The sequence below is a fragment of the Serratia sp. ME47 genome, from assembly GCF_903970925.1.
Taxonomy (GTDB): domain Bacteria; phylum Pseudomonadota; class Gammaproteobacteria; order Enterobacterales; family Enterobacteriaceae; genus Serratia; species Serratia ureilytica.
On sequence record NZ_CAJCKE010000037.1, the window covers coordinates 1 to 23,266 of the forward strand.

General features: G+C 61.0%; 17 protein-coding genes and 1 pseudogene. 6 read left to right on the forward strand and 12 right to left on the reverse strand.

The features are described from left to right. Nucleotides 1-167: 167 nt before the first annotated feature. Nucleotides 168-314 (reverse strand): annotated as a pseudogene (locus H7A77_RS23295) (PAS domain-containing protein); the annotation flags it as partial. Between the two features lie 513 nt (nt 315-827). Between H7A77_RS23295 and H7A77_RS23300 the strand changes: the two are divergent. After that, nucleotides 828-1,175, forward strand: a complete 348-nt coding sequence (locus tag H7A77_RS23300; RefSeq protein WP_033643118.1) for an antibiotic biosynthesis monooxygenase — start codon at nt 828-830, stop codon at nt 1,173-1,175. A 541-nt stretch (nt 1,176-1,716) separates the two neighbouring features. After that, nucleotides 1,717-2,991, forward strand: a complete 1,275-nt coding sequence (locus H7A77_RS23305; RefSeq protein WP_033643119.1) for a Glu/Leu/Phe/Val dehydrogenase — start codon at nt 1,717-1,719, stop codon at nt 2,989-2,991. A 39-nt stretch (nt 2,992-3,030) separates the two neighbouring features. On the opposite strand, the gene H7A77_RS23310 is transcribed toward H7A77_RS23305, so the two are convergent. Beyond that, nucleotides 3,031-4,569: a long-chain fatty acid--CoA ligase gene (locus tag H7A77_RS23310; RefSeq protein ID WP_182074714.1), complete on the reverse strand. Its 1,539-nt coding sequence runs from the start codon at nt 4,567-4,569 to the stop codon at nt 3,031-3,033. A gap of 133 nt (nt 4,570-4,702) precedes the next feature. On the opposite strand from H7A77_RS23310, the gene H7A77_RS23315 reads away from it, so the two are divergent. Further along, on the forward strand, nt 4,703-5,272 hold the full coding sequence (locus H7A77_RS23315) for a DJ-1/PfpI family protein (RefSeq protein ID WP_033643121.1): 570 nt from the start codon (nt 4,703-4,705) through the stop codon (nt 5,270-5,272). A 7-nt stretch (nt 5,273-5,279) separates the two neighbouring features. Here the strand turns inward: H7A77_RS23315 and H7A77_RS23320 are convergent, their stop codons facing one another. From H7A77_RS23320 to H7A77_RS23350, 7 genes are all read right to left on the reverse strand, one after another. Next, the gene (locus tag H7A77_RS23320; RefSeq protein WP_033650369.1) at nt 5,280-5,633 is read right to left on the reverse strand and encodes a DUF1493 family protein; all 354 of its coding nucleotides are present in this window, start codon (nt 5,631-5,633) and stop codon (nt 5,280-5,282) included. A gap of 157 nt (nt 5,634-5,790) precedes the next feature. After that, on the reverse strand, nt 5,791-7,233 hold the full coding sequence (locus H7A77_RS23325) for an efflux transporter outer membrane subunit (RefSeq protein ID WP_159085277.1): 1,443 nt from the start codon (nt 7,231-7,233) through the stop codon (nt 5,791-5,793). 1 nt (nt 7,234) lies between these two features. Further along, nucleotides 7,235-10,372, reverse strand: coding sequence for an efflux RND transporter permease subunit (locus H7A77_RS23330; protein ID WP_108680754.1), 3,138 nt, complete (start codon nt 10,370-10,372; stop codon nt 7,235-7,237). A gap of 1 nt (nt 10,373) precedes the next feature. Further along, entirely contained in the window at nt 10,374-11,516 is a 1,143-nt protein-coding gene (locus H7A77_RS23335) for an efflux RND transporter periplasmic adaptor subunit (RefSeq protein ID WP_108680756.1), read from the reverse strand. 124 nt (nt 11,517-11,640) lie between these two features. Then, complete coding sequence (locus H7A77_RS23340; protein WP_159085278.1) at nt 11,641-12,303, reverse strand: hypothetical protein; 663 nt, start codon at nt 12,301-12,303, stop codon at nt 11,641-11,643. Between the two features lie 43 nt (nt 12,304-12,346). Then, a complete protein-coding gene (locus tag H7A77_RS23345) occupies nt 12,347-13,027 on the reverse strand; it encodes a bifunctional 2-polyprenyl-6-hydroxyphenol methylase/3-demethylubiquinol 3-O-methyltransferase UbiG (RefSeq protein ID WP_108680760.1) in 681 nt (226 codons plus the stop codon). A 78-nt stretch (nt 13,028-13,105) separates the two neighbouring features. Further along, complete coding sequence (locus H7A77_RS23350; protein WP_108680762.1) at nt 13,106-14,245, reverse strand: agmatine/peptidylarginine deiminase; 1,140 nt, start codon at nt 14,243-14,245, stop codon at nt 13,106-13,108. A 143-nt stretch (nt 14,246-14,388) separates the two neighbouring features. Here H7A77_RS23350 and H7A77_RS23355 point away from each other — a divergent pair, with 143 nt between their 5' ends. The 3 genes from H7A77_RS23355 to H7A77_RS23365 all read left to right on the forward strand — a co-directional run bounded on the left by H7A77_RS23355 (nt 14,389) and on the right by H7A77_RS23365 (nt 19,589). Beyond that, a complete protein-coding gene (locus H7A77_RS23355; RefSeq protein ID WP_033650363.1) occupies nt 14,389-15,252 on the forward strand; it encodes a LysR substrate-binding domain-containing protein in 864 nt (287 codons plus the stop codon). A gap of 162 nt (nt 15,253-15,414) precedes the next feature. Beyond that, nucleotides 15,415-17,088, forward strand: a complete 1,674-nt coding sequence (ggt, locus tag H7A77_RS23360; protein ID WP_123061705.1) for a gamma-glutamyltransferase — start codon at nt 15,415-15,417, stop codon at nt 17,086-17,088. Nucleotides 17,089-17,291: 203 nt separating this feature from the next. Continuing rightward, the gene (locus H7A77_RS23365) at nt 17,292-19,589 is read left to right on the forward strand and encodes an FdhF/YdeP family oxidoreductase (protein ID WP_182074720.1); all 2,298 of its coding nucleotides are present in this window, start codon (nt 17,292-17,294) and stop codon (nt 19,587-19,589) included. Nucleotides 19,590-19,637: 48 nt separating this feature from the next. On the opposite strand, the gene H7A77_RS23370 is transcribed toward H7A77_RS23365, so the two are convergent. The 3 genes from H7A77_RS23370 to H7A77_RS23380 form a co-directional block, all read right to left on the reverse strand. After that, a complete protein-coding gene (locus H7A77_RS23370; RefSeq protein ID WP_033643131.1) occupies nt 19,638-20,408 on the reverse strand; it encodes a DeoR/GlpR family DNA-binding transcription regulator in 771 nt (256 codons plus the stop codon). Nucleotides 20,409-20,521: 113 nt separating this feature from the next. Then, nucleotides 20,522-21,745: an FAD-dependent oxidoreductase gene (locus tag H7A77_RS23375; protein WP_182074715.1), complete on the reverse strand. Its 1,224-nt coding sequence runs from the start codon at nt 21,743-21,745 to the stop codon at nt 20,522-20,524. Continuing rightward, nucleotides 21,735-23,138 (reverse strand): NAD(P)/FAD-dependent oxidoreductase, encoded by a 1,404-nt coding sequence (locus H7A77_RS23380; RefSeq protein ID WP_033650359.1) that lies wholly within the window; start codon nt 23,136-23,138, stop codon nt 21,735-21,737. The genes H7A77_RS23375 and H7A77_RS23380 overlap by 11 nt, the downstream gene beginning before the upstream one ends. Nucleotides 23,139-23,266 lie beyond the last annotated feature (128 nt).

Below are 23,266 nucleotides of genomic sequence, written 5' to 3' on the forward strand. Positions count from 1 at the left end.
CAGCTATATCGCGATGCGCGCCTGGTCGTGGCCGGACGTGTTCCTGGCCGGCGACTACCTGATCAAACAGCGTTTCCCCGGCATGACGCCGCGCCAGATTGAACGCTACGCCGAGCGCTGGCGCCGCCATCAAACGTGAAATCTTCCAGCCCCGCGTCGTCGCCCGGTTTGCGCTTCGACAGGTTGTTCGCCAGGTAGGCTATCTTGTTGGCGGCCAAATCGTGGATCACCACTTCCGCATTCGGGAAAAACAGGGCCGCGATGCCGTCGGCGACTGACCGCAACAGTTCAAGTTGAGAAGAAGAATTCGCCACGCTGGGGTGTCTCCGTATAGCCCGGTTTGGTTTGTTGTTCAGCCGCTTAGCATACCGCAGTTGCCGCCGCTTGCCGAGCGGATGGCGTTGTTTTCCCCCTCACCACCGGCTGCGCCGCAAGTGACCTTTTATCCCGACGGGGGGGCATGATTGGCCATTGCCGGTCGCCGGCGAAATAACGCCCGCCCCTTCAAAGAGGAAAAGGAAATAGGTTAACCACGCCGTTCATCTACCGTTTTTTATTTAAAAACCGCCCCCCTTGCCAATGACATTAATAACCGCACCACCGTTATTGAATTATTGCCTCAGGCCGTTGGTGAGTTGAATAGCAAACTCCCTTATGCAAGAAAAATCTCATACAAATCATCATGTTTTGCATAAAGCAAAGCGCCAATTCAGATTATTCCTAATTATTTATTTCAGACATCAGGAATAAATTTAACCTGCAGTACTGCAATAAGGATGCAGCTTAATTTGAGTTGTATAAGCAATTTAATTTAAAGGACTTTTATTATGAATTATGAATCCAAGGCGGACTGTTCCGCCAACAGCTACATTATTGAAATTTCAAGTTTTAAACTGCCGGCCTCACTCAGCCCTGAAGCGTTTGCCGTATTGGACAAGCGCGTTGAAGAGGAATTTATCTCGAACCAAAACGGGTTTATTTCGCGTGACTCGGGCATCAGCGTAGACAATGAGCCTCGCTGGGTGAACATTGTAAAATGGGAGACGCTGTTGGATGCGGATGAAAACATCTACCAATTTACGCAAGCTTCCGCGCCGGCGTCCGTCAAAGAATATCTGGCGAGTATCGGCGCTGAACCGGTGGAATTACAACGCTATCAGCATACCGGCGCCTAATGCGTATCGGATGACCACGCCACCGCGGCGCGGTCTTCTTTAAACGCTGATTCGCCAAACCAGAACGGGTGGCCGGCCGCTCGCGGTCACCCGTCCGTTTCAGGTGAACACGCTTTTCAGCCCACTCTCTGCCGCAATACAGTAAAACAACCCCGAATCATGCTTCTCGCTGCCCAGGCAAAACGCGGCGGCAGACGGCGTTTTAACAGGATTTTAACGCTGCCGAGGGGAAACGCCATTGTCAACATAGCAGTTAAATAAAATGAAACTTTTTGATCACATTCAAGCTTCTGAAAAATAGATATAAAGGGTTTTTATGCGTTTTATATGCATAAAGTATGCATGCGCCCGCTAACGGCCGGCGAAAAGTAATTAACTATTCATTTACCGCCCTGCAGGCGGCGAAAAACCGTCCGCTGGCCCGATGAGCGGGGGGCTAACAACCGGCATAATTAGTGGTAAATTTAGCGGCGCAAAGTGTTATGCGCTTGCTAATCCACGGTTAAACGAAATAAATACCTCTAAAATATAAAGGTTGGTTATGGAAAAGCTATCCTACGCTTCAGACAGCAGCACCACCGCTTGGGCTACATATCTGCAACAAATCGATCGCGTCGCCCCTTACCTCGGCGACCTCTCACGCTGGGTTGATACGCTGCGTCACCCTAAACGCGCTTTGATTGTCGATATCCCGCTGCAGATGGACGATGGCACCATCCGTCACTTCGAAGGCTTCCGCGTACAGCACAACCTGTCGCGCGGGCCGGGTAAAGGCGGTATCCGCTTCCACCCTGACGTCGATCTGAACGAAGTGATGGCCCTGTCCGCCTGGATGACCATCAAGTGCGCCGCGGTCAACCTGCCGTACGGCGGCGCCAAGGGCGGCATCCGCGTCGATCCGTTCAAACTGTCTGAAGGTGAACTGGAGCGACTGACCCGCCGCTACACCAGCGAAATCGGCTTCATCATCGGGCCACAGAAAGACATTCCTGCGCCGGACGTCGGCACCAACGCCAAAGTGATGGCCTGGATGATGGATACCTACTCCATGAACCACGGCACCACCATCACCGGCGTGGTAACCGGTAAGCCAATCCACCTCGGCGGCTCCCTGGGCCGTGAGAAAGCGACTGGCCGCGGCGTGTTCGTGACCGGCAGCGAAGTGGCCAAGCGTCTGGGCGTGCAGATCGAAGGCGCCAAAGTAGCGGTGCAAGGCTTCGGTAACGTGGGCAGCGAAGCGGCTCGCCTGTTCGTCGGCGTCGGCGCTCGCGTCGTCACCATCCAGGACCACTCCGCTACCCTGTTCAACGCCAACGGCATCGATCTGGCCGCGCTGACCGAATACCAGGCCAAGCACAAGCAGATCGCCGGTTTCCCAGGCGCCAGCGAGATCGAAAGCGAAGCGTTCTGGTCGGTTGACATGGACATCCTGATCCCTGCGGCGCTGGAAGGCCAGATCACCCGTCAGCGCGCCGAAATCCTCAGCGCCAAGCTGGTGCTGGAAGGGGCTAACGGCCCAACCTTCCCAGAAGCGGACGACATTCTGCGTTCCCGTAACATCACCGTGGTTCCGGACGTTATCTGTAACGCCGGCGGCGTAACGGTCAGTTACTTCGAGTGGGTGCAGGACATGGCGAGCTACTTCTGGAGCGAGTCCGAGATCAACGAGCGTATGGACAAGATCATGACCGACGCGATGGTCCACGTCTGGAACAAGGCCGCAGAGAAAGAGTGCAGCCTGCGCACCGCCGCTTATATCGTGGCTTGCGAGCGCATCCTGACCGCACGTAAAGAGCGCGGCATCTACCCAGGTTGATGCCCGTTTCCCGGCCTGCCCCGGCAGGCCGGATTTTCCTCAGCGCAAACAGCGTTTCAACACCTTACCGGTACTGGTCATCGGCAAGCGTTCGACAAACTCGACGATACGCGGATACTTGAACGCCGCCAGCCTCTCCCGGCTCCAGGCGATCAGCGCCTCTTCCTCGATCGGCTCCTCCGTCTCTTTCAACACCACCACCGCTTTGATCTCTTCACCCAGCGAAGGATGCTCGACACCGATCACCGCCACCAACGACACCGCCGGATGGCGAATCAGCGCCTCTTCAATCTCGCGCGGATAGACGTTGAACCCGCCGCGAATGATCATGTCCTTGGCCCGATCGACGATGAAATAGAAGCCGTCGGCATCGCGGCGCGCCAGATCGCCGGTGCGGAACCAGCCGTTTTCCAGCACTTCCGCCGTCGCCTCGGGACGGTTCAGATAGCCTTTCATGATGTTGTAGCCGCGCACCGCGATCTCTCCCACCTGATCGACACCGTCGATCGGTTGTCCGGTGACGTCGAGCAAGCGAACCTCCACGCCCCAGATCGGTTGGCCGATAGAGCCGGGTTTGGTCACGCGGTGCGGATGGTTAAAGGTGGCGACCGGGCTGGTTTCCGACAGCCCATACCCTTCGAGAATGTTGACGCCGAAGCGGCGCGAGAAATCCTCCAGGATCTGCACCGGCAGGCTGGCCCCGCCGGACACCGCCATACGCAGCGTGCTGCGCAGGCGCTCGATATCCGTATGCTCATCCAGCGCATTCAACAACGCCCAATACATGGTCGGCACGCCGGCAAAAAAGGTAATGCCGTGCCGCTGCATCAGCGCGATGGCCTGCGCGGCGTCGAAGCGTTCGACCAGCACCAGGGTGGCGGCGGCGGAAAATCCGGCATTCATCTGCACCGTCGAACCAAACGTGTGGAACAGCGGCAACGTCACCAGATGGCGATCGGGATCCGTTTCCGAGCCGTCGAACAGCCTCACCGATCCCAGCGCGTTAAGCACCAGGTTGGCGTGGGTCAACTCCGCCCCTTTGGCCCGGCCGGTGGTGCCGCTGGTATACAGCACCACCGCCGTGTCGCTTTCGAGCGTCGCGGCCGAAGCGAACTCGGTGGCCTGTGCGGCTATCGCCGTGCTGAAACGTTCGCCTTCGAGCGGCAGCCGATCGCCGATGATAAACACCTCACGGCATTGCTCCGCCTTCGCCGCCGCCCGCAGCGCCTCTTCCCCCAACGGCAGGCCGCTGCTGCCTTCGAAGCAAAACAACGCCACCGCCGCCGAGTCCGCCAGGTAATAGTCGAACTCTGCGCTCTTAAGCAGAATATTGAGCGGCACCACCACCGCGCCGCTTTTGAGAGTGCCGTAATAGATAGCCGGAAACTCCGGCCGATTGGGGCAGGCCAGCGCCACTCGCTCACCGGGCTGCACGCCGCGCGCGACCAGTAAATTCGCCACCCGGTTGGCCATTTCATTCAGCGCCCGATAGCTGAGCGGTATATCGTCCTGTATCACCGCCGGCCGTTCCGGCCAGGTGCGCGCACTTTCTTCAAGCAAGGTAGCCAGATTCAGCATCGGGGATCCTCCCTGGGTTGAGCGGCGAGAAAGCGCCGCAGTATCACGAGTATAGATAGGCGCTTTGCGGTTCGCATTCCCAGGGGCGCTGGGCTATACCTTAGGCATTCCCCCTCCTGCTGGAGTTGTGATCATGAGCAAGAAAAAAATCCTGATGCTGGTCGGCGACTACGCCGAAGATTACGAAACCATGGTGCCGTTTCAGGCATTGCAAATGCTTGGCCATTGGGTGGATGCCGTGTGCCCCGACAAAGCCGTCGGCGACTACATCCAGACCGCGATCCACGACTTTGACGGCGCGCAGACCTACAGCGAGAAACCCGGTCATCGTTTTACCCTGAACGCCGACTTTGCCGCCGCCAAAGAAGAACACTATGACGCGCTGTTGATCCCCGGCGGTCGGGCGCCCGAATACCTGCGCCTGAATCCCGACGTGATCGCGCTGGTGCAGGCGTTCGACGCCGCCAAAAAACCGATCGCTGCCGTTTGCCACGGCCCGCAGCTGCTGGCGGCGGCCGGGGTGTTGAAGGGCCGCACCTGCAGCGCCTACCCGGCTTGCGCCCCGGAGGTGCGGCTCGGCGGCGGCCATTATGCGGAGATCGGCATCGATCAGGCGCACGTCGACGGCAACCTGGTCACCGCCCCGGCCTGGCCGGCGCATCCGCAGTGGCTGGCGAAGTTCGCCGAGCTGCTGGAGCAGTAACCTGGCGCTAGCGCAATTGCTCGATAAGAAAATGGATGTCGTACAGCCAGCGTTTGGCGCGCGCCGAGCGCACCAGCATCGATACGCACAGCGGCCGGGTGTGTTCTTTACAGGCGGAGGGGGAAAACCAGCGCCCGGTATTGCTCGGCGGCTGGAAATACAGCTCGTGGTTGTAATTGCTGCTGTCGACGCCGAAGGTATCGAAGTAGCGGCGCATCAGCGTGTTGGAGTCGCTGAACGACAGGTTGAGCGCGGTGTTAATCTCGGTTTCCGGGGTGATGACCGCCCCCTTCTTCTGCCGCCTCGGTGCGTTGAATGCGGCGATAAGCGCGATGACCTGTTGCTGAATGTCTTCTGCCATGACGACCTCGAGCCGATATGAAGAAAAGGTGAATGCAATTATCTGTCTGACTCTGCCCGCCGCGGCGAGTTCGGGCCGCCGCGCGGGTTTTCCGTTTCTTTACACTTTCCATAAGTAAACCGCGCGCCGCCCAATTCGCGGCGCGCGCGGTCGACGGTTAGCGGCTGAGCGCCGCCTTATCGGCGATGACGCCGTCCCCCTGCCGCTCGGCGGCAACCCCGCCGCCCAACACTTTATACAGGGTCGCCTGATTGTCGTACGCGGTCTGCTGTGCGGCGATCAGCGACTGCTGCGCCGTATACAGCGTGCGGTGCGCGTCCAGCAGCGTCAGGTAGCTGTCCACGCCCTGGCGGTAACGCAGTTCGGCCAGGCGATAATATTGCTGCGCCGCCGCCACATAGCCGGTTTGCGCCGCCAACTGTTCCTGCAGCGTGGCTTTGCGCGCCAGCGCGTCGGCGGTTTCCTGAAATGCCGTCTGCACCGCTTTCTCATAGGTGGCGACATACAGGTCTTTCTGCGCCTGGGTGTAGTGGAGCTGAGCCGTGTTATAGCCGCCGCTGAAGATCGGCAGGCTGATGCTCGGGGCGAACGACCAGACGCCGGCGCCGTGGCTGAACAGCGCCGAGAGTTCACCGCTGCCCACGCCGCCGCTGGCGGTCAGGCTGATCGACGGGAAGAACGCCGCACGCGCCGAGCCGATGTTGGCGTTGGCGGATTTCAGATTATGCTCGGCCTGCAGCACATCCGGCCGCGTCAGCAGCACCTGCGAAGACACCCCGGCCGGCAGATTGCGCATGATTTCGCCGAGCGCATCGATACCGTCGGGCAGCAGGTTTTCCGGCACGCTTTGCCCCACCGCCAAATCCAGCGCGTTTTTCGCCTGCGCGGCGAGGGTGGCGTAGCTGGCGGCGTCCGATCGCGCCTGTTGATAAACGGTTTCCGCCGACGCCACGTCGACCAGCGACGAAATGCCGTGCTGTTGATTGTTGCGCGTCACGTCCAGCGAACGTTTGGCGCTTTCCATCGTCTGCTGCGCCACCGCCAGATTGCTGCGCTCGGCCGCCACCGCCACCCAGTCGGTGACGATATCGGCGATCAGCGTCAGACGGGTGCTTTTCGCCGCTTCCGAGTTGGCCAGATAGGTTTCGAACGCCGCCCGCGACAGGCTGGCGTTCTTGCCGAACAGATCCAGCTCGAACGCGCTGACGCCGCCCTGCGCTTCGTAACTCTGGCTGATGGCGGTGGCATTGCCGTTGCCGGTCAGCGAACGCCCGCGGCTGCCGTCGGCGGTGGCGTTGATCGTCGGGAACAGCGCCGAGCGCTGCTCACCGTACAGGGCGCGCGCCGAAGCGATATTGGCGATCGCCTCACGCAGATCGCGGCTGCTGTTCAGCCCCATCGCCACCACCTGCCGCAGCCTGGCGTCCTGCACATAGTCGCGCCAGGCGACGTCCGGGTAGCTCAACGCCTGTTTGCCGGCGGCCTCGCCCTGCGGCAGGTTGGCGGGCACCGGCGCCGCCGGGCGCTGGTAGTGCGGATCCAGCGACAGACACCCGCTCAGCAGCAGCGGTAAAGTTAACATCATGACTCGTTGCAACACGTTATTCTCCTGCCTGCGACGGCGAGTTGGTGGGCCGACGGGTAAACATGCGGCGCACCAACACATAAAACAGCGGTACGAAAAAGATCGCCAAGGCGGTGGCGGTGATCGTGCCGCCGATAATGCCGGTGCCGATGGCGATTCGGCTGTTGGCGCCGGCGCCGCTGGATACCGCCAGCGGCAGCACCCCGGCGGTGAACGCCAGCGAGGTCATCAGGATCGGCCGCAGGCGCATGCGCGCCGCGTGGACCGCCGCGCCAATCAGCGTTTCCCCCCGCTGGTGCATCTCCTCGGCGAACTCGACGATCAAAATGGCGTTCTTCGCCGACAGCCCGATGATGGTGAGCAGCGCCACCTGGAAGTAGATGTCGTTTTCCAGCCCGCGCAGCGTGATCGCCAGCAGTGAGCCCACCACGCCCATCGGCACCACCAACATCACCGCGAACGGAATCGACCAGCTCTCATACAGCGCCGCCAGGCACAGGAACACCACGATGAGCGAAATCGCGTACAGCGACGACGCCTGGCCGCTGGTCAGCCGTTCCTGATAGGACAGCCCGCTCCAGGAGTAGCTGCTGCCGGCGGAGTATTTCGCCGCCAGTTTCTCCATCTCGCTCATGGCCGTACCGGAACTGACACCGGCGGCGCCCTGCCCGGTGATCTCGAACGACGACAGCCCGTTATAGCGCGCCAGGTTCTCCGGCCCGTAGATCCAGTGCGAAGACGCAAAGGCGGAGAACGGCGTCATGCTGCTGGCGCCCGATGCATTGGTGCCGCGCACAAACCAGCGGTCGAGGTCTTCCGGCTTGGCGCGGTACTGCACGTCGCCCTGCATATAGACTTTTTTCACCCGGTTGCGGTCGATAAAGTCGTTGATGTAGGTGCTGCCGAACGCGCTGCTGAGGGTGCTGTTGACGTCCGCGGCGCTCAGGCCGAGTGCCTGCAGTTTGCCGTTGTCGATCGCTACCTGCAGCTGCGGGGTGTCCGGCAAGGTGTTGGCGCGCACCGCCAGCAGCGCCGGGTTGTTGCCGGCGGCGGCGACGATCTGATCGCGCATCGCCTGCAGCTCGGCGCGGGTGGTCGCCCCCTTGGCCTGCAGCTCGAAGGTAAAGCCGTCGGATTGGCCAAAGCCGTCGATCGCCGGCGGGCTCATGGAGAACACCTGGGCGTCGCGCAGCGAGGCAAAGTGCGCCATGGCGCGTTTGGCGATGGCGTCGGCGGTGTTTTCGCTGCCGCCGCGTTGGCTCCAGTCTTTGAGGCTGACGAACGCCATGCCGGCGTTTTGCCCGCTGCCGCTGAAACCGAAGCCGTTGATGGTGAAAATGGTGCTGACGTTGGCCTTTTCCTGGTCGAGAAAATAGGCGGTCACCGCCTCGCTCACCGCCGAGGTGCGCGCGTTGGTGGCGCCGGCCGGCAAGGTGTACTGCACCATCACCGAGCCCTGATCCTCGTTGGGCAGGAAGCCGGTCGGCAAACGCAGATACATTACGGCGGCGGCGATCAACAGCAGGCCGTACAGCAGCAGATAGCGCGTTGGCCGGTGGATCACTGCGCCGACCTTGTCGGCGTACTTCGCCTGCAGCCGGTCATAACCGCGGTTGAATTTGCCCAGCAAGCCTTTGTCGGTCTGCGCGTCGTGCGCGGGTTTCAGCAACGTGGCGCACAAGGCCGGCGCCAGCGTCAACGCCAGCACCACCGACAACACCATCGAGGAGACGACGGTGATCGAAAACTGGCGGTAGATCACCCCGGTGGAGCCGCCGAAGAACGCCATCGGCAGAAACACCGCCGACAGCACCAGCGCGATGCCGACCAGCGCGCCGGTGATTTCGCGCATCGATTTCTCCGTCGCCTCGCGCGGCGGCAGCTTATCCTCGTGCATCACCCGTTCGACGTTTTCCACCACCACAATGGCGTCATCCACCAATAGCCCGATCGCCAACACCATGCCGAACAGCGTCAGGGTATTGATCGAATAGCCGAACGCCGCCAGCACGCCGAAGGTGCCCAGCAACACCACCGGCACGGTAATGGTCGGGATCAGCGTGGTGCGCAGGTTTTGCAGGAACACGAACATCACTACCACCACTAACGCCACCGCTTCAAACAGCGTTTTCACCACCTCTTCGATCGAGATGTTGATGAAGTCGGTGCTGTCTTTCGGGTAGGCCACCTTGTAGCCCTGCGGCATGGCGCTTTGGTATTCCGCCACCTTGGCCTTTACCAGCTTGGCGGTGCTCAGGGCGTTGGCGCCCGCCGCCAGCTTGACCGCGATCCCCGCCGCCGGGTGGCCGTTGAGGTGCGCGCTGGCGGAGTAGTCTTCGTTGCCCAGCTCAACCCGCGCCACGTCGCCCAGCCGCACCAGCGCCCCGTTGCTGTCGCTTTTCAGGATGATATTGCGGAACTGTTCCGGCGTTTGCAGCCGCGACTGCGCCTTCACCGTGGCGGTCAGCTGCTGGTCGGCGGCGGCCGGCAGATCGCCTATCTTGCCGGCGGACACCTGGGTGTTTTGCGCCTCGATCGCCGTCTGCACGTCGGAAGGCATCAGCGAAAAGCTCGCCAGTTTGGTCGGATCCAGCCAGATGCGCATCGCGTATTCCGAGCCGAACACCTGTACGTCCCCGACGCCCTCGATGCGCGACAGCGGATCCTGCAGGTTGCTGACCAGATAGTCGGAGATATCGGCCATCGTCGCCTTGTCGCTTTCGTCATACAGCCCGACGATCAGCAGAAAGCTGCTCTGGGATTTTTTGACCGTCACGCCCTGCGCGGTAACGGCGCTCGGCAGACGACTTTCCGCCTGCTGCACCTTGTTTTGCACCTGCACCTGAGCGATATCCGGATCGGTGCCCTGCTCAAAGGTAACGTTGATGCTGACCGAGCCGCTGGCGCTGCTGGTCGACGAGAAATACAGCAGGCCGTCCAGGCCGGTGAGCTGCTGCTCAATCACCTGGGTGACGCTGTTTTCCAGCGTTTCCGCGTCCGCGCCCGGGTAGGTGGCGGAGATGGCGATCTGCGGCGGTGAGACGTCCGGGTACTGCGAGACGGGCAATGAATTGATCGACATCAGACCGCACAGCATGATGATGATGGCGATCACCCAGGCGAATACCGGACGCCGGATAAAGAACTGCGCCATATCACTGCTCCCCGCGTTGGGTTTTGTCGACCGAGACGTCTACCGGCTTCACCGCAGCGCCGATCGTCACCTTGCTGGTGCCTTCGACGATCAGGCGATCGCCGTCGTTCAGCCCGCTGTCGATCAGCCAGTTACTGCCCACCACCCGTTCGGCGCTGACGGTGCGTTGCGCCACTTTGTTTTGCTCGTTTACCACCAACGCGGTGGCTTCCCCTTTGGCGTTGCGGGTGATGCCCTGCTGCGGCGCCAGGATGGCTTTGGGATCGACGCCGTTATCCACCGTGGCATGGACGTACATGCCGGGCAACAGCTCATGTTCGGGGTTGGGGAACACCGCGCGCAGCGTGACCGAACCGGTGGCCTCATCCACCGCCACCTCGCTCAACTCCAGCTTGCCGGCGTGGGCATAAGACGTGCCGTCCTCCAGCTTGATGGCGACCGGCGTGACCGCACCGCGCTGCAAAGCGGCCTGCTGACGGCGCAGTTTAAGCAACTGGGCGCTGGACTGGGTCAGATCGACATAGATGGGATCCAACGCGCGGATGGTGGCCAACGCATCAGTCTGGCCGGCGGTGACCAGCGCGCCCGGCGTCACCGACGAAATGCCGATGCGGCCGGCGATCGGCGCCCGCACCTGGGTATAGGCGAGATTGATGCGCGCCGTTTCCAGCGCCGCCTGATACTGCGCCACCGACGCCACGGCCTGCAGATACGCGGCTTTGGCGTCGTCTGCGTCCTGTTTGGAAACGCCGTTCTCTTTCACCAGCGCCGCATAGCGCTGCGATTTGAGCCGGGTGGATTGCACCGTGGCCTGAGCGTTTTTCAGCTGGGCGGCGGCCTGATCGTAGCTGGCCTGATAGCTGGCGGGGTCAATTTGATACAAGACCTGCCCGGCTTTCACCTCGGCCCCTTCGGTAAACAGCCGCTGCTTGATGATGCCGTCGACCTGCGGCCGCACGTCGGAGGTCATGGTGGCGTTAACCCGGCCGGTCAACTCGCTGCTCAGGGTTACAGACTGGCCGCGCAACGTGACGACGCCGACCTCCCGTTCACCGCCTGCGCCCGTCGGCGCGCCGGCGTTTTGCCCATCGCAGGCGGCCAGCGACAGCGAAAGCCCCAGCGCCAAAAGCGTTTTCCTCTGCATTGCAATACGATCCTATTGAGAATGACTATTCTCAATATATCGAATGCCGGAATGCGCTTCTGAAAGGGTTGCGTAAGGATTGCGTAAAATCTTTTCGAAGCGGAAAACGGTGGCGCAATCTCGTTCAGCGTGGTTTCAGCACATTGGCGCAGCGGTTTTTAGCCCATGCAATAAAGCGTTCCACTTCAGCCGGGGGCGGCGCCGCTTCAGTTGTATCAGGCTCTTGCTCCCGATGAGCATCGCTCGCCGGCTGCTTGCAGCGATAAACCAGGCCATACAGGGGATGGCGCCCATCGTCGGTTTGATAATAATTGGCCACGCGGGCGAACGAATAGTAATAATAAGGCGTTGAATGTTCTTCGCCCCGATAAACGTTTTGCGTGCCGCCATCGTAGAACGTCACGTTGGCGGTCTTTTCCATCAACCGATCCAGGTCGTCGATCACCTGCTCAGTGCAGCGGTTTAATTCACGCCGATCTTGTTCATTCAATTTATCGGCATAGTCGTCGGCGCAGCGGGTGATATAACCTTCATACTGGAGATTGTCGGCGAGCTTAAGTTCGAAATAACGGTATGAGCGCTCGGCGATCTTCACCCCCTCACGCTCCTGAATCAGCTTCGCATCCTGAATAAGGTACACCGCCGCCGGATCCTGATTCTCGAGCGTAAGCATGGCCGCAGTGGCCCCTCCAACGGGCGTCAAGAGCGCCCCCATAAGCAGGGACAACCGTGTGATTAAACGAAAGTCCATTGTTTTAGCGTCTTGGTCCATCATAAATTTCGTCATCTTATCTCGTCAGCGGCGGCGTACCGAGCGCCGCGTGGGATTTTTAGGGTTTAACCAGTCTAAACACCGTTTTGGTGTGCCAATAGTAGTCGATCGCTGCCGAAACAGTCGGCATCCAGCCGTCCGGCTCATAGGGAACGAAGCCGGAAAAACCCAGCCTGCGGGCAGAGACCTGGAACCCCGCGGCGGAGAAAATACGCGCATAATCGTCCAGAGAACGATCCTGCACCACGGTATGCGTCTGTTCAGCCACCCTTTCGCGCCATTGCGGCCACAGCGGGTTGTCGGTGTGGCAACCGGTCACCGCATAATAAACGCCGCCCGGCTTCAGCACCCGCAGCATATCGGCGGCATGCTGCGCGATATCTTCAATCAGGTAGATGACTTCATGACTGAAGGCGATATCGCAGTGGTTCTCATAACCCGTCAACCGCGTGTCGGTCTGATAAACGATCGGCAGGTTTCCTTTCAGGCGGTTGGCTTGTTCGACGGATTGGCGGGCGATATCAACGCCAATCCCCTCACTAAATGGCCGAATTTGATGCAACAGGCGCAGAAAACCGCCCTGATTGCAGCCGAAGTCCAGCACCCTGACGCCGGACAGTTCGCGTTCCGGCACCAGGCTCAGCAGATGCCGCCAGATGGGCGCATGGCCTGCAGCCATAGCCTGTTCTGCGTGCGGATCGCGATACCAGGTGGGAATGCTCAAGGGTGAGTCGTTCATTATGGCCTCCTTAGGTGACTCTGATCAGCCAACCACACCCGATGATGACAAACAACCGCACGCGCATTTTTTGAACATTCACGGGTCTGGTTTGCCAGGCGCCGGCAGTTGGCTGGTCACGCAGTGAATGCCGCCGCCGCCGGCGGCGATCGCGTCGATCTCCAGTTGCACCACCTTGCGCTGAGGATAGAGCGCCGACAGCAGCGCAAACGCCGCCTTGTCCGCCTGCGGGTCGCCAAACTCCGGGGCGATCACCGCGCCGTTGATAACGAAATAGTTGATGTAGCCCGCCGCGAAATCGGGATTGTGTCGGCTGAAACGGCTGTCGCGCGGTGCCTGCGGCGGCGAGAGCGTATGCACCTGCAGCGTGCGGCCATCGGCGTCGGTCGCCGTCTTGAGGATCGCCAGATGCGTCTGGGTGACCGCATGATCGTAAGAGGTCGGGTCGGTGTCCAGATTGGCCACCACCACGCCCGGCCGCACGAAACGGGCGTAAAAATCGACGTGGGCATCGGTGATGTCTCGGCCTTTAATGCCCGGCAGCCAGATAATTTTACGCAGGCCGAGCATCGCCTTCAGCTCCTGCTCAACCCGATCCCTGCTCCAGCCCGGGTTGCGGTTCGCATTCACCCAACTGCTCTCGGTCATGATGCCGGTGCCGCGCCCATCCACTTCAATGCCGCCGCCTTCGCCTACCAGTGCGCTGCGGCGCGGTTGAGCGACGCCGTATCGCCTGGCGGCAAACCCTGCCAGACGCGCATCCCTGGCATGCTGCTGCTTATCGCCCCAGCCGTTGAAGTTGAAATCCACCGCGCCCAGTTCGCCGGCATCATTGACGACGAAATTGGCGCCGATGTCGCGCATCCAGATATCATCCAGCTCGGTGACGACATAGCTGACGTTGTGACTACCGCAGATGGCCTCGGCTAATTGCCGTTCACGCTCGCGGCAAAAAACCGTCAACGGCTGAAATTCGGCGATGGCGCGGGCGATACGCCCCTGTGCCGCCCGCACGTCCGCCGTGAAGTCGCCCCAAATCGCGCGCTGCGCGCCGAACGCGATAAACGCCCGCTGTTGCGGTTCCCCTTCATCCGGCAAGCGCCAGGCCGGATTAAGCGCAGCTTTTGCGTGACCGCGTAACGAAATACCCAATGATGCCGTCAAGCCAACGCCGGCCACCGCCGAAAGCTGCTTGATAAAGGTGCGACGCGTTGACATAAACGCCCCCTTTTAATTAATTTAAATTCAATTGGTTAACCGGTTTTTTCGCTCTCCGGGAATTGAATCTCATGCTAGTCTTCCCCTGCCGCTGCGACAAACGATATATTTAGTGGATATCTGATTAGACAGGCTTATTGATAATGTTAAAACACTGGCCCCCGTTAAGCGCATTGCGCGGTTTTGAAGCGGCGGCGCGTCTGGGCAGTTTTCATCAGGCCGCCGAAGAGCTGCACCTTACCCAGTCGGCGATCAGCCAGCAGATCCGCAGCCTCGAGGCGTTTCTGGAACAGCCGCTGTTTTTCCGCACCGGCCGCAGCGTGACGCTGACCGACGCCGGCCACGATCTGTTCAGCACCGCGCAGGTGATGCTGCAACAATTGGCCGTCGGCATTCGTCGTCTGGACCAATACCGCAAACCCAATCAGTTGATCGTCAACACGACGCCGGCCTTTGCCCGCCACTGGCTGACGCCGCGGCTGGGCGAGTTCAACCAGCGGCATCCGCAGATAGATCTGTGGCTCTTCACCAGCTTCGAGCCACCGGATATGGCGACGGACAGCATCGACTTGGCGATCCGCGACGATCTCAGCGCGCAGGCGGACTGCACCTTTAAGGTTCTCTGCACCGACCGGCTTTATCCCGCCTGCCACCCCAGCCTATTGGCGCTGGCGGCGGAGCAGCGCGTCACGCTGCACGGCGAACGCGAAATGGACTGGAGCCACTGGACGGTGGCGGGCGGCGCGCACGTCGGCCAGCGCGATAGCGGGCTGAATTTCTCCGATCCCGGCCTGCTGCTGGATGCCGCCTGCCAGGGGCTGGGCATCGCGTTGGTCAGTCAGCTGCTGGCGCAGCAAGCGCGTGACGCCGGGTTGCTGCATCCGTTAACCGAGCAACGCGTGCGTGGCGCCAACTGGGCGTGGCTGCTGCATCGCGACAGCGAACACAATCCGCTCGCCCGGCACTTCTGCCAATGGCTGCAATCGACGCTGCCGGCCGACGCATAACGCGCCACATCACGATTTGCTACTCTGGTCAGGCGGCCCCGCCTGACCGCTGCTACTTTCAATAAAGCGCCGCAACAGCCCGAATAAAACGCGCTAACCCGCTGTTTCAAAAATAATTAGTTGAATTCACCTGATAACTGAACATCGCTAAAAGGATCTTCTATGTCTGCCGGTTTATTGAAAACGATAGCTCTGAGCGTGACCCTGGCCTGCACCGTTCCCGCCGCCTTTGCCGCCGATCTGACCGCCGGCGCGGCCGCCGCTCCGGATCAGTATGGCGCAAAAGTCGCCGCGCACATTCTGCAGGCCGGCGGCAACGCGGTTGATGCGGCGGTCGCCACCGCCTTTACCCTGGCGGTCACCTACCCTGAAGCCGGCAATATCGGCGGCGGCGGCTTTATGACGCTGTACGTCGACGGCAAACCCTATTTCCTCGACTACCGCGAAGTGGCGCCCAAGGCCGCCGGCAAAACTATGTACCTGAACGAGAAAGGCGAAGTGATCGAAAATCTCAGCCTGGTGGGCAGTCGCGCCGCCGGCGTGCCGGGCACCGTGCTGGGATTGTGGGAAGCCCATAAACGCTTCGGCAAGCTGCCCTGGGCCGAGCTGCTGACGCCGGCGATCGGCTACGCCCGGCAAGGTTTCACCGTGGCGGATCAGCAGTATCAGTACCGCGAAGACGCCAACAAGCTGTTTGCCGGTAAAACCAACTTCGGCGACTATTTCGGCGCCATGAAGCCCGGCACGGTGTTCAAACAGCCGGAGCTGGCCGCCACCCTTGAGCGCATCGCCAAATCGGGCGCCGACGATTTTTATCACGGCGAAACCGCCCGCCTGCTGGTGGCGCAAATGCAGCGCGACAACGGGCTGATCGGCGCGGCGGATTTGGCCGACTATCGGGTGAAATGGCGTGAACCGATGCGCATCAGCTGGCGCGGCAACACCGTGTATACCGCCCCGCTGCCCAGCTCCGGCGGCATCGCGCTGGCGCAGCTGCTGGGGATAAAAGAAGATCGCGCCGCCGACTTCAAGGGCGTGCCGCTGAACTCGGCGCGCTATATCCACCTGCTGGCGGAAATCGAAAAACGCGTGTTCGCCGATCGCGCCGACTACCTCGGCGACCCGGATTTCACTAACGTGCCGGAAGCGCAGCTGATCGCCCCCGACTACCTGCAAAAACGCGCCGCCGAGATCAACCCGACGGCGATCTCGCCGACCGAGCAGGTGCGGCCGGGGCTGGAAAGCCACCAAACCACCCACTTCTCGATCGTCGATGCGGCCGGCAACGCGGTCAGCAACACCTATACGCTTAACTGGGACTTCGGCAGCGGCGTGGTGGTCAAAGGCGCCGGTTTCCTGCTCAACGACGAGATGGACGACTTCAGCGCCAAACCCGGCGTCGCCAACGCCTTCGGCGTGGTGGGCAGCGACGCCAACGCCATCGAGCCGGGCAAACGCATGCTCTCCTCGATGAGCCCGACCATCATCACCCGCGACGGCGACGTCACCCTGGTGATCGGCACGCCGGGCGGATCGCGCATCTTCACCTCGATCTTTCAGGTGATCAACAATCTCTACGATTACCATCTGCCGCTGGCGCAGGCGGTGGCCGCCCAGCGCGTGCATCACCAACTGTTGCCGAAGGACACCGTTTATTACGACAGCTTCGCGCCGCTGACCGGCAAACCGGCGGACGAGCTGAAAGCCATGGGCTACACCCTCGAAGATCAGGGCTGGAACATGGGGGATATTCAGGCTATCCGCATCGATGGCCGCACGCCGGAAACCGCGTCCGATCCGCGCGGCCGCGGCGTGGGGCTGGTGGTGAAAAAGTAACCCTCCGGCGGCCCGCCTCCGATTAGACGGGCCGCCGCTCTCCCCGCACAGATGGCCGCTGTCTCCTTTTTCACTCATCTATACTGAATCGACAGGCCTGCGTTCAACGACGGCGGCGCCTGCGGTCCGTCTTGGACGATAAGGATAATATTCATAGTAAATCAATCACCTGCATTTATCGTAAGCGGTATCGGAGGCAATCAATAATGGCGAAAAGACGAGCAGTGCCCGGGGTTCATCCCTACGATGGGCCCGCCGGCGGTTGGGGCGCGCTGAAAGCGACGGCCATCGCCGTGCGTACACAGATGGATACCCTGGAGGCGCCGGTAACGCTGATGCGCACCAATCAGCCCGACGGGTTTGATTGCCCGGGATGCGCATGGCCGGATAAAGAACATCGATCCACCTTCCAGTTTTGCGAAAACGGCGCCAAAGCCGTGACCTGGGAAGCGACCAGCAAACGCGTGACGGCCGAATTCCTGGCGCAAAATACCGTGACCTCACTGCTGCGGAAAACCGACTATGAACTGGAGGACTATGGTCGCCTGACCACGCCCCTGTTCTATGACGCCGGGACCGACACGCTGCGCCCGCTGGCCTGGGATGAGGCATTTCAACGCATCGCCGCCGTTTTGCAGACGCTGCCGCCGGAGCAGGTGGAGTTTTATACCTCCGGCCGGGCGTCCAATGAGGCGGCCTATCTGTTCCAGCTGTTTGCGCGGGAATTTGGCAGCAATAACTTCCCCGACTGTTCCAATATGTGCCATGAACCGACCAGCGTTGGCCTGCCCCAGTCGATCGGCATCGGCAAAGGCACCGTGTCCCTGGACGACTTTGACAGCGCGGAGCTGATTATCTCCATCGGGCACAATCCGGGCACCAATCACCCGCGCATGATGGGCACGCTGCATGAGCTGGCGCGCAAAAAAGTGCCGATTATCGTGTTCAATCCGCTGCGCGAGCGGGCGCTCGAGCGTTTCACCGATCCGCAAAACGTCATCGAAATGGCGACCTACAGTTCGACCCCTATCGCCTCCACCTACTATCAGGTCAAAGCCGGCGGCGACGCCGCGGCGCTCAAAGGCATCGCCAAAGCGCTGCTGCAGTTGGATGACGAACATGGCAATGCGCTGGACCACGCCTTTATTGCCGAGCACACGGAAGGTTTTGCGGATTTCGCCGCCGATCTGAAGGCCACCGGTTGGGATGCGATTGAGGCGGAGAGCGGCCTGGCGCGCCGGGATCTGGAACAGGTCGCCGCCGCTTACGCGAAATCCAACGCCACCATCGTGACCTACGGCATGGGCATTACGCAGCACAATAAAGGCACCGCCAACGTACGCCTGATTGCCGATCTGCTGTTGCTGCGCGGCAACATCGGCAAACCGGGCGCCGGCATCTGCCCGCTGCGCGGCCACTCCAACGTGCAGGGCAACCGCACCGTCGGCATCACCGAAAAACCCTCGGCCGATTTTTTGGCGAAGCTGGAAACGGTGTTTGGCTTCACGCCGCCCAAAGCCCACGGTCACGATGCCGTGAAATGCATGCAGGCGATGATCGACGGCGCCTCGAAGGCGTTGATCTGCCTGGGCGGCAACTTCGCCGTGGCGCTGCCGGACCCCGAGCAGAGTTTCCCGGCGATGAAAGCGCTGGAATTAAGCGTGCATATCGGCACCAAACTCAACCGCAGCCATTTGTTGGTGGCGAAAGAAACCCTCATTCTGCCCTGTCTGGGACGTACCGAACTGGACATGCAGGCCGGCGGGCGACAATCGGTGACGGTGGAGGATTCGATGTCGATGGTTCACGCCTCGTCCGGCAAATTAAAACCGGCGTCGGAGCTGTTGCGTTCGGAACCCGCCATTGTGGCCGGCATGGCCAAAGCGGTGATGCCCGCCAGCAAGGTGCCCTGGGATGAACTGATCGAAGATTACGACGTGATCCGCGATTTGATCGAAAAAACCATCCCCGGCTTCGACGATTACAACGCGCGCATTCGCCAACCCGGCGGTTTCCGCATGCCGCTGCCGCCGACTGAGCGCCAGTGGCCGACGGCGACGGGCAAGGCGATGTTTTCCGTATTCAACGGGCTGCATGAGGACGAGACAACGGCAGACAAAGACACGCTGCGGCTGATCACGCTGCGCAGCCACGATCAGTACAACACCACCATCTATGCTCTGGACGATCGCTACCGCGGGGTCTTCGGCCGGCGCGACGTGCTGTTCATGAATGACAGCGATCTGCAACGTTTGGGGCTGGAACATGGCGACGTGGTGGATCTGGAAACGGCGCTGCCCGGCAGCACCCAGCGCCTGGAAGGCATCACGGTGATCGCCTACAACATCTCAGCCGGTTCGGTCGGCGCCTACTACCCGGAGGCCAACGTGCTGGTGCCGCTGCATTATATCGATGAGGAGAGCGGCACGCCTTCGTATAAATCGGTGCCGATCCTCGTGAAGTTGAGATCCAAAGAGGTGCGCGCGGTCGATATCGCTTGACGGAAGCGGTTTGAGCCTTTCTCCGCATGGAGAAAGGCTTCTCCCCCTTTAGACCTGCGCCACCAACACATTAACGTTGGCGGGGAAAACCAAGCCTTCTAATGCGTTACCGCTGTCGGAGGTCACCAGATAATCGACCTCGGGCCATTTGGCCACCAGCGTCATCGCATGCCCGCGCAGCTTATTTTCGTCGGCCAGCACGATGCACTTGCGGCTCTGGGCAATCATTTTGCGCGCGATGGCCGCTTCATTGACGTTCTGATCCATCACGCCGGTCTGCAGATTGACCGCGCCGGCGCCGATGATGGCGTAGTCGGCGAAAAACGCCTCGATATTATTCAATGCGATCGCGCCCAGGCACGCCATTTTGGAGTCGATGAACTGCCCGCCGATCAGCACCACGTCAATGGAGTCATTTTCCAGACAAACGTTGGCGATAAGCGGCGAGTTGGTGATGACCGTCAGTTGATCGATCGTTGCCAACTGCCGGGCAAACTCCAGCGTGGTGGAGCCGAAATCCACGAACACCGTATCGCCCGGTTGGAGCAGCGTCGCCGCTTTCTCCGCGATGGCGCGCTTCTCGGCCTCGGCGATTTTGGCCCGCTCGTTGAATTCATGCTCGAATTTAAACTGGCTGCTCACTGCGCCGCCGTGGATCTTCTTGATCAGCCGATAGTCTTCCAGCTTGTTCAGGTCGCGCCGAATGGTTTCCTGCGAAACCTGGAATTTATCCGCCAGCTCATTCACGTAAACCCGGCCGTTGGCCTGGATCAGCGCCAGTATTTCATTGCGCCTTTCCACGGAATTAGAGATATCCATTCACATTACACTCGCTGCCTTTAGTAAGAGTGACTGCCTCCGCCGAGACTTGCGGCGTTAACTGACGGAATACTACGGGTTTCAGGGCGTTAGACGCAAGCCGTTGCCGTCGTTCATCCTGCGGATTCGATGCTGATGTGCAGCGCATCACGCTCAGCCTCGGCCGGCAAGACGATATTGCGCAGCAGGATCCGCCGTTCAGGCAGGCAACGATGCGTTTTGCGGTACAGCACTTTCTCTCCCAGCCGCACCACCACCGAACCGGACACCGCCTGTTCCACGCGCATATTGATCGTGACCGTGGCGGGATTGCCGATCAGCGCCACACGGGCGGGCGCAGTCAGGCGTATCCGTTCGTCGTGCCGCACCGGCAGGATTTGCCGCGCCGGCGGCAGCGTGCGCTGCAGCGAATGGGCAACGGCCTCGCCGACGCGCAGCCCTTCCTGATAACACTGGTCGCCCATGTCCGCCGGGTGCAACATGTTGCCGACGGCGAAATAGGCGGCGTCGGAACAGCGGCCGAACTGATCGGTCAACGGACAGCCGCTGTCCGGCCGCTGCGCCAGGTGGCTCTGGCGGATCAGCGTATACTCCCCGGTGAAGCGGCCGGTGAAGATCAGGCTGTCGCAGGCGATGCGCCGTTTCTCCCCCTGGTGATTTTCCACTTCTATAGATTCAACCCGATCGCGGCCGGCAATATCGGTCACACGCGAATAGTAGTGGATCGGCACTCCCATCAGACGCGCATAGAGCGCGCTCAGACGCCAAGCGACGGGTCTGCCGCCGCTTTCAATCATGGCGACGGCGCGCACGCCGGCGTTACGCAGCGTCCACAGCGCGGAGAAACTGACCAGCTCGGTGCCGATCACCACCGGCGCCTTGCCCGGCTGCAGCCCGCGCAGATAGACGAACTGCTGCAGCGCACCGGCGGTGAGTACGCCCTGCGGCCGCAGCCCGCTCACCAGTCGCGGATGGCGCGGCGTCTCGCGCACGCCGGTCGCCAGGATCACCCGCTGCGCTTTCAAGGTGCTGACGCCGCGGCAGTCCGTGATGGTCAGCTCGCCGTCCGGCTTGATGGCGAGCACCGTCACGCCGGTACGGATCTCCACCTGCCCGGCGCGCGCCAGTATTTTATCGACATAGGTGGATCCCAGCATCGGCCTATAAAACGTTTGCAGCCCAAAGGTGGGGTGCCGACAGTGTCTGGGCACACCGCCCGCCTGCCGTTCCCGTTCCAGGAGCACCACATCCTCGATCCCCGCCTGCCGCAACGCGGTCGCCGCTGCGATCCCGGCCGGCCCGGCGCCGACAATCGCCACCTGATACTCAGTTTTCATCAATGCTCCCTACGGCCAGCGTCTGGCCAAAACGATCGCCTACCATTTCCGCCACCCGGCTGCTGCAATAAAAACCGTTGCAGCGCCCCATCATCACGCGCGTGCGGCGCCGCAGCCCGCCGATGCACTCTGGCGGCACGGCGGAATCGAACGCCGCCTCGATCTCCCGCTGGGTCACCAGCTCGCAGTGGCAAACGATGCCGCCGTTGTCCGGGCGCGCGTAATCGCGCAGCGCGTAGTCGGCAAGCATCGGCATTTGCGGCCAATACACGGTCTCCGGCGTTTTTGGCGTGAAGCACGGCGTAAAGTGGTCGCGATAGAGCTGTTCCACATATTGCGCGATGCCCAGCGCCGCCGTCAGGCCGGTGGAGCGAATGCCCGCCACGCAGATCCACTGCCGATCGGGATAGTGCTGAATGCGGTAGTGTTTCTGTTCAGTCGCCGGGCGTAATCCGGCATAGCTGGCGGTGACGCTGTAATTCGCCAGCGTGGGCAGCAATCGCGTCCCCTGTTCGATCAGCTCGCGCATTTTGGTTTCGTCCACCGTCGCCGTCTCGCGATCCTGCTGTTCTTCGGCGGTCGGCCCGAGCAGCAAATTGCCGAAGATGGTTTTCGACAGCAGCACCCCTTTGGTGATCGTCGTCGGTACCGGCAAGATAATGGCGTTGACCTGCCCGGCGGCGGCCTTGTCGAACACCAGGAACTGCCCTTTGCGCGGGCGAATTTCAAACTCGGGCTGATGGCAGAAACTTTCTACCCGGTCGCCCTGATTGCCGGCGCAGTTGATGACGATTTTGCCGTGAAACTCGCCCCGGTTGCTGGTTAGCCGCCAGCCGGTCGGCAAGCGTTCGGCGCCTGTCACCTCGGTATTGAAGCGATAGTCGCCGCCGTGTTTAACGCCCTGCGTCAGGTAAGCCAGCGGCGTGCTCCAGGGATCGATCACGCTCTCGCCCGGCACCTCTACCGCCGCCAACGCGCCGGGCGCCAGCTGCGGCTCACGGCGATACAGCTCGGCGGCGTCGATCTGCGCCACGTCCAGCACGCCGTTGTCGTGCGCCTGTTGCACAATCGCGGGCAGCGCCGCCAACTGCTGCTCGTCCCAGGCCACGACCAGCGCGCCGGTGGGCAACAGCGGCAGATTCATTCGCTCACGGATGGCGATAAATTCCCGGTACCCGGCCTGCATGCAATGCAGTTCCAGGCTGCCGCTGGGCGCATCGAAGCCGGTATGCAGCAGCGCGCTGTTGGCTTTGCTGGCGCCGGACAGGATATCGCCCCCTTTTTCCAACAGCAGCGTACGGGCGCCCATCAGGCAGAATTTGCGGAATACCGCACACCCGACCACACCGCCGCCAATCACGACAATGTCCCAACCCGTTTGTTCTTCCATCATGCTGATGTCCCGTTTTGATGTGATAACCACAATAAAACCACACAATAACCGCATTTGAAATGACAAAAACAACATAACTCCCAAAAAAAAGCCGCAAAAGGCGGTGATAAGCAAAAAGTATGAGGTCG